The 12,921-nt window shown below is 58.4% G+C and carries 12 protein-coding genes and 2 pseudogenes; 11 read left to right on the forward strand and 3 right to left on the reverse strand.

Annotation, left to right across the window (positions count from 1 at the left end):
- A partial coding sequence (locus tag AB4Y40_RS34170; protein ID WP_368691603.1) for an H-NS family nucleoid-associated regulatory protein occupies nt 1-400 on the forward strand: 400 nt, incomplete at its 5' end.
- A gap of 756 nt (nt 401-1,156) precedes the next feature.
- Nucleotides 1,157-1,345 (forward strand): hypothetical protein, encoded by a 189-nt coding sequence (locus AB4Y40_RS34175; RefSeq protein ID WP_368691604.1) that lies wholly within the window; start codon nt 1,157-1,159, stop codon nt 1,343-1,345.
- 276 nt (nt 1,346-1,621) lie between these two features.
- Here AB4Y40_RS34175 and AB4Y40_RS34180 read toward each other — a convergent pair whose 3' ends face one another.
- From AB4Y40_RS34180 to AB4Y40_RS34190, 3 genes are all read right to left on the reverse strand, one after another.
- Complete coding sequence (locus AB4Y40_RS34180) at nt 1,622-1,924, reverse strand: BrnA antitoxin family protein (RefSeq protein ID WP_266232702.1); 303 nt, start codon at nt 1,922-1,924, stop codon at nt 1,622-1,624.
- Nucleotides 1,911-2,177, reverse strand: a complete 267-nt coding sequence (locus AB4Y40_RS34185; protein WP_368691605.1) for a BrnT family toxin — start codon at nt 2,175-2,177, stop codon at nt 1,911-1,913. The genes AB4Y40_RS34180 and AB4Y40_RS34185 overlap by 14 nt, the downstream gene beginning before the upstream one ends.
- Nucleotides 2,178-2,557: 380 nt before the next feature.
- Nucleotides 2,558-2,758 (reverse strand): hypothetical protein, encoded by a 201-nt coding sequence (locus tag AB4Y40_RS34190; protein ID WP_368691606.1) that lies wholly within the window; start codon nt 2,756-2,758, stop codon nt 2,558-2,560.
- A 241-nt stretch (nt 2,759-2,999) separates the two neighbouring features.
- Between AB4Y40_RS34190 and AB4Y40_RS34195 the strand changes: the two are divergent.
- From AB4Y40_RS34195 to AB4Y40_RS34235, 9 genes and pseudogenes are all read left to right on the forward strand, one after another.
- A pseudogene (locus AB4Y40_RS34195) lies at nt 3,000-3,131 on the forward strand (IS5/IS1182 family transposase); the annotation flags it as partial.
- A gap of 219 nt (nt 3,132-3,350) precedes the next feature.
- Nucleotides 3,351-4,325, forward strand: a complete 975-nt coding sequence (locus AB4Y40_RS34200) for an HNH endonuclease (RefSeq protein ID WP_368691607.1) — start codon at nt 3,351-3,353, stop codon at nt 4,323-4,325.
- Nucleotides 4,326-5,785: 1,460 nt separating this feature from the next.
- Nucleotides 5,786-6,058 (forward strand): hypothetical protein, encoded by a 273-nt coding sequence (locus AB4Y40_RS34205; protein ID WP_368691608.1) that lies wholly within the window; start codon nt 5,786-5,788, stop codon nt 6,056-6,058.
- Nucleotides 6,059-6,064: 6 nt separating this feature from the next.
- Nucleotides 6,065-6,955, forward strand: a complete 891-nt coding sequence (locus AB4Y40_RS34210; RefSeq protein WP_368691609.1) for a hypothetical protein — start codon at nt 6,065-6,067, stop codon at nt 6,953-6,955.
- Complete coding sequence (locus AB4Y40_RS34215; RefSeq protein ID WP_368691610.1) at nt 6,913-7,836, forward strand: hypothetical protein; 924 nt, start codon at nt 6,913-6,915, stop codon at nt 7,834-7,836. The genes AB4Y40_RS34210 and AB4Y40_RS34215 overlap by 43 nt, the downstream gene beginning before the upstream one ends.
- Nucleotides 7,837-8,668: 832 nt before the next feature.
- The gene (locus tag AB4Y40_RS34220; RefSeq protein ID WP_368691611.1) at nt 8,669-9,367 is read left to right on the forward strand and encodes a hypothetical protein; all 699 of its coding nucleotides are present in this window, start codon (nt 8,669-8,671) and stop codon (nt 9,365-9,367) included.
- A 452-nt stretch (nt 9,368-9,819) separates the two neighbouring features.
- Nucleotides 9,820-10,851: a hypothetical protein gene (locus tag AB4Y40_RS34225; RefSeq protein ID WP_368691612.1), complete on the forward strand. Its 1,032-nt coding sequence runs from the start codon at nt 9,820-9,822 to the stop codon at nt 10,849-10,851.
- A 122-nt stretch (nt 10,852-10,973) separates the two neighbouring features.
- A complete protein-coding gene (locus AB4Y40_RS34230) occupies nt 10,974-11,159 on the forward strand; it encodes a hypothetical protein (RefSeq protein WP_368691613.1) in 186 nt (61 codons plus the stop codon).
- Nucleotides 11,160-11,488: 329 nt separating this feature from the next.
- Nucleotides 11,489-12,746 (forward strand): annotated as a pseudogene (locus AB4Y40_RS34235) (IS256 family transposase).
- Nucleotides 12,747-12,921 lie beyond the last annotated feature (175 nt).

Consider the following 12,921-nt stretch of genomic DNA (forward strand, 5'->3'; position numbering starts at 1 on the left):
TCCGACTCCCAGTAGCGAAACCGGCTCCAGCAATGGGGCTTTGAAAGGCTTGAGCGGTATGCGGCGAAAGTCGCACGTACCGTTCTTAGGGGAGGACGCGACGGCAACGTCGTGTCCTTACCCGACCGAACCGGAAGACATCGCTACTTCAATTGCAGCCGATCAGGAGCGTTTGCGGGCAGTGCGTTTCCGCGACGCTTCGGGCAACACATGGGACGGCAAAGGCGCTCCGCCACAATGGGTGGTTCAGGCAATCAGTGCCGGCCAGTCTCTTGAGCATTTTGCGATTGACGGCGCGTCGAATCGCGACGCGGACAAACGCACCGGCGCCGACTGGCGCAATGACCCGTTTGCCGGCTCGAGACTGGCCACAATCAAAACAGAGGACGTGAGCGCCTGAGAGCCGAAGCAATCCGGACCAGGGATCCGACGTCAGCTTCCTTGCTCCAGATGCCTGGACATTCACTTGACGTGACTCTCGCCCACTGAGGAATAGAGCTTCAGGCATGGAACGAACGGTTATGTGCCACGCTTCCCGCACAAACTGGCCAGTCACTGAAAGTTACGCACCGTAGACCAATCGAAGAGTTGCTTCACCTGGGACATGACGGCGCGCGAAGCACCTGTTTGCTGAAAATGAGCCCGTCGCGGGGAAAGCTGAAACCACCGTTGCCGGAATCTGGTCGCTTCTCCCAACCGGGTCCAGCAGACTCGTCGCCAGGGTACGCGACATTGCGAGATCCTCATCGTTTGGCACAATGGCCCACGCGAGCGTGACGAAGTCGCCCAGACTGCGGCATTCATGAAGTGCCGGAATCCAGACATGTCAATCGCAGACACAGCCATGAAACGCTATTACCACTCAAGTCGCGGTCGTCCCTCCCCCTTCGCCCGAACGTGATTCACGATACATTCAGTTATCCTTCACAGCGGGCATCGATGTGCCGCACGAAAGAAAAACGATAGCCGCGAAACCACCCGGTGCACGCAGGAACGGCCAGCGGAGAGCGGATTCTCCTTCGGAAACGGCTCTACTCTCTTGTCAATACATGAGAAAGCTGGCACAAAAAGGGCCGTTCATATAGATGGAGTTTGACCTGGCGGCGCAAAGCCCGGCCTGGACAAAGCGGCTAGACTATCTCGGTGAAAAGCTGATATGAGCGAATCCCTGAAGAAGCCCAAGCCGGATGTGGCGTCCCCGCCGACCGTCGTGGTGCATGTTTCGCGCTCCAGCAGGAAAAAGGTCGTGGTCACTTCCGGGACGAAGGCGCAACTGCGCAAGCGGGCGCAGACATCGACGCGAAGTGCATTTCCCGAGCTGCCCGAGTGGCGGCTTGAGCGCTGATCAGACAACGGGCTGCAAGGCCCGTTGTGCTTGCTGCGCCTTCCCCCCATCAGCAAGTGCAAATGTGACGCGCACCAGGGCGCGTCCTCCGCGAGACGTCATTCCTGACCGGCGTCGACCTGTTTTCCGGCCAGCCACCGACCGTTGCCCGATCTGCCGGTTGCCAGAGGGCGCTGCCCGATCTGCCGCCCCTCCGGACCGTCGGCAGCTTCATGCTCCGATACTCGTCGGCACTGGCCGAACTCCGTTTCAACCACAAGCCATTCCACAGCTTTCTTATGCTGCCTTGAGCGGGTGCTCTTTCAGGTAGGTTTTTAGCGCGTCATTCATGCGCGTCTGCCAGCCTGCGCCGGTCGCACGAAACGCCTCCAGAACCTCTGCGTCATAGCGCATCGTGACCTGCTCTTTCGGATTCTCCTTCGGCGGGCGGCCCATGCGCTTTTGCATGACTTCAGCGAATGGACGCGCCCTGGCGAAATCCGCAGCCGTCCATTCCGGGTTGTCCGGATCGGCCTCGATTCCGCGCTGGATTGCCGCTTCCTCAGCGGCGGTGTTGCGTGTCAGCTTAGCTTTGCTCATAAGCGTCAATCTCCGTGTTACTCGCCTTGCGCAGGCTGATGATGCGCATGGTTTCGTCGCGGGGCGTGAAAACCACGCTATACATCCTTCCCCCTAACAGGGCAATGCCCCTGTACCGATCCTCTCCGTACTCGTGCCGCATGTCCTGGACCACCAGCATCCCATCCCAGTCGAGCCGCGCAGCCTCGGCGAGCGATACGCCGTGCTTTTCCTGGTTCGACGCGTCCTTCGCAAGGTCAAATGTGATTCGCATGCAACTTATTGTAGTGTCGAAAAATAGGAGCATGCAAGGACTTTTTGGAGTTACAGAAAGTGTGCCCTGGCGCAAGATCGCATTTCAACATGATTTGAATACGAAGCAGTCCCGCGCGACTTTTGCGAGCAGACCCGATACGAAGACTGTATATATACAGGTATTTATTGGGGCGCCATGGCGCTGCCGCAACTGAACCTCGAGGCGATACACCCGGATCTCTGGGCCTATACCCGTGCTGTACATACTTTGTAGCTTGAGGGCGTGGAAGCGTTTTCTGGCTTCAGAAACACATAGTTCTGCGGAGCGCGGTCAGCTGCCGAGAATTTCGCGAATCGCTCGTGCAAAGCCGACATCGAAAACCACGCGGCCGCGTTCGTTCACGATCTCGCCATGGCTGCCCTCACGTAAGCCTTGTCGTTCCAGTATTCGGCGGAGACCGCCTTTTCCAACGCTTCGCGTTCCGAAGGCGTGAGATGCGCATCGAGGCCGTTTGTCGCTCCTGGCCCCAAGATGGCCGCCCACGGGGCGCGTACGCCGATTGGACGCCTGTCCACGATGATCTGGGTTCTGGTCTTCAAGAGGTTCACCTCGGCCTTGAGGCTCCGTCACAAACCGGGCGGCATCGAACGCAGTTGCGATTACCTCCCGGGACGGGAGCATGCTTCGCGTTGCTGAGAGAGGTACCAGGCAAAATCATCGGGCCGCCGTTTTGGCATCCACCGATTGCTCGATTCTCCATCGAGTGACTGGTGTTCCCGCCCACGTCGTAGATAGCCATACGGAAGCGGTGAATGCACGCTCTCATCACGCTTCGGCAAGCCGTTGCCGGATCAAGCTGCGCTGACCGGCACGTTGTTCGTGCCGAAGACCGGCAGCCGGTGGCGAGATCTGCCAGCGGCGATGGGATGCGGCTCCGGCGTCCGTCGCTGGCGCAGGCTGTCCGATTTCCAGGGGCTCAGTCCCGAGGTGCCGCCGAGCGAAGCAGCGCACCGCCTGCTCTTCGTCGATAGGATGTTGCCGCCCAGCTAAAAGCACTAAGGCGGTACCGCCTGGGATTCACGCTGCCCACCTCGGCCTGCAACGGCCATGCATGCCATGATGCGAGGCAGACCAGGCCGGCCCCATGCGCTCGCACCCATCCGGCCATATTCCCCACTCGGACGAAAGAGAATGGCAAATAGAAGTGACAACGTGAAAGATTGCCCGCACGCCGACCAATGGTTGCACGATCACCCGGATGTTGCAGAAAACCTCGGGCGAATTGTGGAGTTCATGTCGAGACGCTATGCGGGGAACAGCAAGGGCTACATCAACCGGAACGAAAAATTCGTGGAATACCGCTTTAGTCCGGTCGAGGGGGAGCGGCAATTCGGGTTCGCCCAGCTCCTCGCGCGTCAGAAGCACGTGGTCGTGCGCTTCTTTACGCCCAGACTGAGAAAGCGGGGCCCCGGGATCCCCAAGATGCTAAAAGGTGCGACGGCGGACCAGATCAATTACACCCTGGATTTTCAGGTCACAGCCGAAACAGACCTCGATCATCTGGACGCCTTTTTGCGTACGACTGTCACGTTCTCCGGCAAGGGCAAATCATCAACCGGCAAGCGAACCGCCGCGCCCGCACAGCCCACGGCACCCGCGAACACGAGCCGGCGGGCGAAGCCCCTCTCCGCGGCGGAGGCGATCGCGCAGGCCGACACGCTGGCACAGCAGGAGCGGGCCAAGCCCATTGGCCCGGAGGAGGATGCCCGCGTACAAGAACTGCGCACAGTCTTTCTGCGGCGCGGACAAGCGAAGTTTCGCAAGGCCCTGCTCAAGGCCTACGAGAAGCAGTGTGCCATCACAGGCTGCGCCATGGAGGACGTGCTCGAGGCGGCCCACATTAAGCCATACAAGGGTGAGGCCACACACCGGGTAGACAACGGCTTGCTGCTGCGTGCGGACATTCACACGCTCTTTGATCTCGGTCTGCTGTGGATCAATTCACGCAGGCAGGTCGAAGTCGCGCGGGAATTGCGCGGTACCGAGTATTGGAGTCTCCACCTGACGTCCCTGCGATCGCCGAAGGATCCCGCGTTGCAACCACATGCCAATCACCTGAAAGATCACGCGGCGTACGCCAAAGAGTTACGCGCAGCACGCCGCTGACCTTGCTCTGGTAGTCGACTTGTCGAAAAGGCGTCACCGTGCCGCGGTGGATCAGAGTCACCCAGCCGCTGCAGCAGCAGGCGCGACAACTGTCACCGTCAACGGACCCCGGAAGGACGACACTCGCCGCCAAGGTGATCGACGTGGATCGCGGGAACGACGTCATGGCCATGGACCCGCCCGAAAGCGGGCAATACGAGTGGAAGTCAGGTCTACGGATATGAACTTGTTTCGCTATGTCAGATTCAATCAGATGCCCTGCATCCCATGTGGGACAACGCTTTTCACGCGGTCAGAGTGATTCACGTGATGCCTTAGAGTCGACAACATCCGGCGGGGGTGTGGCCAGACACCCCAGTCCTTACCGAGTCGCCGCGAGCCTGCTTGCAGCCCCTCAACCATGCGGTCGAGCCAAAGCGTCAGGCCATACGACTCACCGACGGCCAGTCGCTAATCTTTCTTGTTGCGCCTGCTCTGGGCGGCTGGACGGTTGCAGCAGTTCAACGGTTGTCGCGTCCGCAGATCTCGCCGCGCCGGAGACTTATGTCGTACCTGGCGCCTGGTAAAGGCGCAATTGCGAAGCAGGAGTTCCGTTTTTGCAGCCAAAGTCGGACTTATCCAGGACTTTGTCCAATTTGGCCGGGACCGTGAGGCACGTGGGCTATCAAGTTGAGTGCAAAGTCCTGGTTAAGTCCTGGTTTTCTTCCGACTGATTTGCGAAGGACAGCCGATGACAATTGTTTTCCAGGCAATCGAGGCGAACTATCGCGCCGCGCCGGACATCACCGATGGATGCTCATAGATGAAATCGGTCTGGACCCCGGACGATCCGCGCTCGTCACACGCAACACCGGCCGCACTGCTCCTCTGCTGCGTCGCGTAGTACGGCTTTCTGCGCAACGGGGCTTGACAGGTCCCACGACTTGGTCCACCATCCGTCTCGCATATCCGCCTCTATAGGCATGAAGTCCTGATCGATCCCATGAAGTTGCACGCGCAGGGCCGTTCGGCGCGTGCCCGTAGTCACAGGTTTGCCAGAGCGCGCTCATGCGCGATGGCGCAGTGTCACCACCAGTGCGCATACTCAGCACTGGCAACTGACGCTTATCAACAGAAACCGCAAGCAGAGTTTTTTTGATCTGCTCCTGCGCGTCCTCGCTCCGCAACTCCAGCAGTTTCACCTGGCTTTTGGCCGGCACCCTTGCAAAGCAGGCTGTTATGAAGCCGTGCTCGCCACGCGATTCGCACAATCAACCCGAAAACCCGCGCCCGGACTGCCTCGCCGCAGACGCTCCAGGCCAGATCGCAGCATAGCGGCGAGGAGCGGGTGCGCCCACTCCGAGGGGCCCTACAGCCCCGATCTCTCTCCGAATTACTTGAACGTCCATTGGTCGCCAGACCCGCCTGGCGACTGTTCACAACGTGGCAGCGGGCAAACCCCTTTTCGTCAGGATACCGAAGTGACACTCGAGCTTGTCATCGAGCAGCTGGCGACGCGCTACGCCGTGTTTCCAGTTTCTCCAATCCCGCTACGTCGCAAAGGCTCCGCCCTCGACGAGCACCTGGATTACATGCGGCGCTTCACGTTGCGCCGTGTCTACTCGGAAAATCCCAGGCAATACAGTCTTCGACGGCTTGCCAAGGAGATCGAGCTTAAATCCGGCCGCCGGTTTAGCGCCGATGCTGTCAAGGACGCGCTCGTCCGGCATAAGCTCTATCAATTGTGGAGATAGCTGCCTATGCGAATTCAGGACCTTGCTCGCGACGCGGTTGCCGGCATTACAGTGCACGGGGCGTCAAAATCCCAACTGGGTCCCCTGAACCAGTTCGCGGTACGTAGCCTGCTCACCGAACGCGCCTACCGCGACGCTTACGCTGGCTATCTTCGGTGGCTGCGCGCCAACCGCATTCAACTGGACCATGTTCACACCAGGGGAATGATGCTCGAATGGCTTGATGATCTAAGTGAGACGACCGGGCAAAAGTCAGTCGACCGTGCCCGGCAGGCACTTCAGAAGATATTCTCGGTGTCGCTCCCTCATGTAGAGAGCTGCCTGCCGGAGCGAGTTCATGGGCGCGCCTACATATTCGATGACGTGCGTCGGGTGCTCGCCAGGCAAACGACCCGGCACCAGCTAGCCACCCTGCTCGCGTTTGATGGTGGCCTCCGCGCTCACGAATGTCTTACACTCCGCGAGCGCTGGCGCGCGGGACCATCCTCGCATCGCACGTGGTCCACTGACAGATTCAAGGGTAGATCGGGCTACGTAATATTTATAGTAATTGGCAAGGGAGGGCTTCGTCGTGAGGTGGCAATCTCGCTCGAATTGGCCACGGAACTGCGCAAGTACGCACGACCAGAGCCAGTCATCGTGTGCGACCGCGGTGTTGACTACATCAGCCACTTTGACATCCCCGGCGGACAGCGGCTCTCCTCATCATTTAGTCGCGCTAGCATGCTCGCACTCGGCTACAGCAACGGGCTGCACGGCCTAAGGCACAGTTTCGCCCAGAACCGTCTCAAGCAATTGCTGTTAGTTCTGGAGCCCAGACGTGCCCTTGAAGCCCTGTCAAACGAGCTCGGCCATTGGCGAGCTTCGATCTCATTGGTCTATCTGATGGGAGGGTAATCGTGAAGAAACCTCCACAGCCTCCTGGACTTCGTCCCAGGAAATCAAAATCTGGCCAGATCTACTACTACCTGAAGATCGATCCAGCGCTACGCGAAGTTCCCCTGGGCAAGAATTTGCAGGCTGCACTCGCCGCGTGGCAGCAGTATCGGATCGCCCGCCACATGAGGGAAAGCCAGCTGTCTGGAATCCTGAAAATCATCGGCTGTTTCCGGCTGGCCGAAATTCCAGTGCGCGATGGCGAATCCCAAATCATCCTCCTGAAACAGGTCGGCGCACTTGAAGATTACTTTTTGAAGCAAGGTAATCCTGGACTCAGCTCACCCATGCCGGATTCACGCGCCTATCTTGAATATCGTGGGGCGAATTTCAGACTTCGAGCCGGCGGGGAGGTGCGCCTGTTTGTTCACATCTGGTCGTGGGCAGCGCGACACTCGCTCGTTGTCGGGCCATGCCCTTGGACCTCGGATCCAGTAACAGACAATATCAGGAAGGACACTCAAAGGGAAATTGGTGATGCGCTGCGCTACTACGCCAGTTACCATACCACTGCAGTGGCGGCGATTCCCCAATGCATTGCTGGCACGCCAGGCGGCGCCCCGGTGATCAGTGATAATGACGCCCTTGAGTGGGTGCGAGCTATCGCGAAAATGCTGCAAGACGACGGAAGAAAAGACCTGGCGCGTGCTGTGAGGAAGCTCACTGCGCGCGAGTTGCGCGCGTTGCTGGCGACGTCTCACGAAGCCGGAGCCGGGAGTGGACAGCTCGTTCTCGGGACTCAGCGCTCCGTTCAACTGACAGCGCAGCGAACGACTCGCTCAAGTCGCCCGGCACCAGAGCGGGCTGCGAATGCTGGATCGGGGACTTCTTCCGACTCTTGAAATCGCCGACACCTGACTAGTCCAGCACGCTGCGAAGGCTCAGAAAAATCAATATGTCGCCAAATTGCCACACCACGCATCCTACCTCGACATCGAAAATGAATTAGTCCAAAATAGCACTTGGCCTCCTCTGAGGCATGATGATCTACCCGGGAATCTTCGCCAGTGACATCACTGATGTCACGCGCCGACGTCCCGCGGCTCCGAAGTAGACTGACCCGAGCAAAATCAGCTCGAATCGCTGGAACTTATGTTCCAGCGATCTCAAGTGCGAGTTGTAAGATCGGGAAACCTCCTTCGCCGGCTTGGTCACCAAAGGGTGACTCTGCAATGCACTCTCCAACAGCGGTGCGAATTCAATCGTTCAGTCTGATGTCGCGGCTCGTCCTGAGATACGACACGCAATAGTCCGTACAGGCGCCGCGTCCCGCGCAGGTCTGAACGGGCGGCGTGCGTGGCAGCAGCGCCCCCCTCGAAAGAAGTAAGGTATCAAGGCTCCACCCGTCGGCGGAAAACCAATCCTCTCCCCAATGTGAAGGTGCAGCCGACGCTGCCTGCGATCCGCAATCTTCGGCGGCATGGCTCCGCCAGCCACGCACGACACAGCCAATAAAAAATCGTCATGTGAGCAATTTGCGGTGCTAGCACCGCTGTAACGGTTCGACTCCACCAAACCTGCGCTCAGATACCCCACAGAAAAAGGCAGACAAAAGCAGACGCGTGTCCATGCGCACGCCCTGCTTTCGTGCGCGCTTTTTCGCTTCGCGCGTGAAGTGTCCGGTCGCAGAAAGACTGGTCCGTCCAACCCCTCGCCGCACCCAAGGAGAGCACGATGACTTCTTATCTGATTCCGCCGTTCTTCCGCAGCACGGGCACCTCTTCGCCCTCCAAACAGCGCTCCAACCCGGGTTTGATCGCAGAAGCGCTCGGCATGAAACGCCAGGAATTGCCCTCGCATGTGAGGCTCGGGCTCGCATGCTGTCACGCCATTTACAAGGAAAATAAACATTGCGGAAAGCATGAGCACCTTGAGGCGTGGCACGTCAAGGTCGGCGAGCCCGAGCATTCGGAACTTGTCCGCAAGCTTGAGCATCGTTTTGCTCGCCCCATCCTCCATCGTGTTTACCCGTGGGGAGTCGTTCTGATCGAGGATTCGAGTTGGTGGACGCGCGAAGAGTTCTTTTTTGGCGTGAAGCTGCACTTCGCGCTGAATGCCTTCCTCGAAAATCCGATGCTGGCAGACGACTTTACTACTGACGGGCAATCCTACTCGGTTAGTCATACGCTTATGGACGTGTTCCAGCGCAACGTCGTCGATATCTACTCAGGCCCGGGCGTCGCGTACCTCGACGAGGGAGACTACGATTGGGAGTTTTCGACCCTGGAGATTGTCGGCGACTACAACGAAGCGATCGATTCCGCGCGCGTGGCAGGCGAGCTTGCAAAGCTCCTCAACGGCAGGCTCCACCAGCACATCGAAGCGGTCGTCGAGTTGGCGAAAAGTGTCTATGCCCGGATCGGTCACCAGTAGCCACAAGCCGGCGATATGGCCTTGAAGGGTGGCTTCGCCGGCATCCAGTTTCAATACCGGCCTGCTGACTTGACGGTATTGAGGGAGTGGCGACGCGTCTCCACGAGCCGACCCACTTCATCTGATTAGTTAACCTAAGTGTTCTAATTCACGTTTTTGCATCTTTATGGTCTTGATCCCGACAGAATCTTTCCCGCGCAACAACGAGATTGTTGCATTGACTGGCGCCTGCTTCCAGAACGCCCTGACGATCCTGAAAGATTCGGATGGGAATTCTCGCTGGATGGCTTGCAGATATACCACTTTCACGGTGTTATGTGCCAACACTCGGAGGGCGACAACGTCCAGGATAACCGTATCGCATCGCGCACTAAATCACGGCATGAATCTATAGCGGAGTTGCCGCTTTTCCGCGAAATATGCCGCGCATCTCACTAACTGAAGGACTACTGATGCTTTTTATCGAACCAACCATCACCTCAGACGCTGCATGCATGGGGGTAGACCCAGGTTACAGTGCTTTGAAGGCCGCTGTATGTGGCATGTCAGGTCGCGACCAAATCCGGACCGTAAGTTTTCCTTCCGTTGTGACGCGTGCGACCGATACCCGCCTCGCTTCGAGCCTTCAGGGAATCGATGATCGCAAAACGGAACGTGAGATCACGGTCGACGGCATAACGTATGTCGTCGACACAAGCGACGTGGAACCCGTATCGTCCAGCACGATCCGTACTGAATTGGACGATTTTCCCAGGACCGCGGAATACACAAGCCTCATTTTTGCCGCAATGCTCATGAGCGGTTTCACGAAGTTTGAACAGGTGACGATCGGGCTTCCCCTCCACACATTCGACCGGCATGCCGGACACCTCGTCCGCAAGTTTGAGGGAAAGCACGACTTCGGTCATGGCGAGTTTGTAGTGAAACGCGTCGCCTGCGTCGCTCAACCTGTGGGCAGTTTCTACTCATTCGCAAAAGACACGCCTGGCGCATTGGACAACCGTACAGCCACATGCATTGTTGACATTGGCTGGGGAACCAGTGACGTGTACACATCGTCCTCCAGCTTCAAGGCAGACAAATCGCGCTGCGGGGGCGTGCCAAGCGGGGCAGCAATCGTTGTGCGTGAGATCTCGAAGTTGCTCAGGAAGAAACACAAAGGGCGCTTTGAGAATCTGGACCGTATCGACCGGGCAGTTTTCGAAAACCGGCCTCTGCGACACAACAACGCGGACATCCACCTCGACTCATTTGTTCAGGAAGCGCGTCAGGTCACTGTTCCGATCTGCCGGGCCATCCTTGGCATTATCAAGACCGCTGAGGATTTGACCGTCTACGCTACGGGTGGTGCGGCACATTACTACCTCCCCGATCTCCGCGAAACATTGGGTTGCGACGTGCAGACTGTTAAGAATCCGCGATTTGCCAACTCGATCGGGTTCTGTCAGGCAGCAGTCGACGCTTGCACCAGGCGAAGAACATGAAGTATTCTGGACAATTTACGGTTGACTCTTTGAGTCATCCTATTTTGTGCGCCGTCCTCGCTTCCGAGCCATCGGCAAAGAGGCGATCGGCGACCGTGGCCAGGTACGCGGAGCTCGGTTGCATGTTCCATAAACTGGTCCAAAGTGGACTGTTCGATGTGAATGGCGCCGCTCTTCCGTTGATTCAGGAGAGCAAGCAAAGTGCGCCCGACCAAAGTCAGGCCACCGATCGCCTCACTAACCAACTCCTTGATAACGTTTTTGATGATTTCAGTTGTTCGTCATCAGATTTGCAGGACACTGCATAGTCGAGGTCACGGCACGTGAATCCATAAGTAAGGTGAGCGTACCTGCTGCGGAATAAATGATACATGCGGCGCAGGAACGCGTGCCGCACCATCGATTGTTCGCGCAGCATATCGAGATGGTTGCCGACGCATTCACCCAGGCTGAGGCCTGACGCACCGCACATCTCGCGCTGAACAAGGCGGGGCGGTCATGGAGCTATCGTGGAAAGTGGTGTACGCGGCGTAGAGAAGAGGCGGGAGAAGGCGGTGGCGATTGAAGGAGAATGTTGCTTCTCACGGTAACAATTCCTCAATCGAACTCCACCACCATGGCGAAACATACGCAGGATATGAGCGGCAGTCAAACGGCAGACGCAGACATCAAGGGTACGCCCGGCCTGGAAGATCTGATCCAGCAAGAGGCGCGGCGGATCATCCAGCAGGCAATCGAGGCGGAACTGGCGACAATGCTCGAGCAGTATTCGAATGTGAAGACGATCGATGGCCTGCGGGCGGTCGTGCGCAATGGCTACCTGCTAGAGCCCGAGATCGTCACAGCTGTGGGCCCTGTGCCGGTCCACGCGTCGAAGGTGCGAGACCGTTCGGGTTCATGCGTGAAGTTCAATTCGATGATCGTACCGCCTTATGTGCGCAAGTCGCCGCGCGTATCGTTGTCGCTGCCGTGGCTGTACCTGCGCGGCGTCACGACCGGGGACATGGGTGATGCCCTGTCCGAGCTGCTCGGCGAGCAGGCCAAAGGGCTGTCAGCGAGCGTCATGAAGCCGCCTGAAGGCCGCATGGTCAGAAGAGTGTAAGCAGTGGAACAAGCGTGACCTCTCGACCTCGCGCTGGGTCTACTGGTGGGCCGACGGCATCCATACGCAGGCCCGCGCCGAGGATTCTGATGGTCAGTGCCTGCTGGTGATCATCGGCGTGAAGCCCGATTGCAGCAAGGAGCGCGCGGCGCTCAGCGGTGATCGCGAATCGAAGGAATCCTGGAAAGAGCTGTTGCTCGACCTGAAGAAACGAGGCCTGCAGGCGCCGCCGCTGCTCGCGGTTGGCGACGGCGCGATGGGACTATGGGCGGCGCTTGAAGAGGTATTTCCGCAGATACGGCACCAACGCTGCTGGTTCCACAAAATGGGCAATGTGCTCAATGCGCTGCCGAAGTCGCAACAGGCTCGCGCGAAGGCCGACATGCAGGCGATCTGGATGGCTGCGACACGCGCCGAAGCCCACACCGCGTTCGATCGTTTCGTGTCGATCAATGGGACGAAATATCCGAAGGCGACCGAGACGTTGAAGAAGGATCGAGAGAGCTTGCTGGCCTTTTACGACTATCCAGCGGAACACTGGCAGCACCTGCGGACAACAAACGCCATTGAGTCGACGTTCGCGACGGTGCGCCACCGCACGACGCGTACGCGCAACTGCGTTTCGCGGCCGACCTTCCTCGGTCTGGCATTCAAGCTGATTGAGGAGGCTGAGAAAACCTGGCGCCGTATCAACGGCCCGAAAAAGATCAAGCTGTTGCTTGATGGCATTGCCTTCAAGGACGGAGAACCGGTGCAGGACGATCAACCGGTTCAGCAGAAACCCGCCGCCTGACTTCGCCGGCTATCAACTGCTCATACACCAGACTTGACGATATCTCCCGCGCTGGCCGTCCGAACCGCGGTTGCACCAATGCTCTCAAGCATCGCGCACGCTCCGATCGGGAACATTTTCCCCGTCCATCTCCTCCCCTGCCAGGCAGAAGCCCCCTCCTGAGCGAAACTTGCAT

It is taken from the genome of Paraburkholderia sp. EG287B, from assembly GCF_040965595.1.
In the GTDB taxonomy this organism is placed as follows: domain Bacteria; phylum Pseudomonadota; class Gammaproteobacteria; order Burkholderiales; family Burkholderiaceae; genus Paraburkholderia.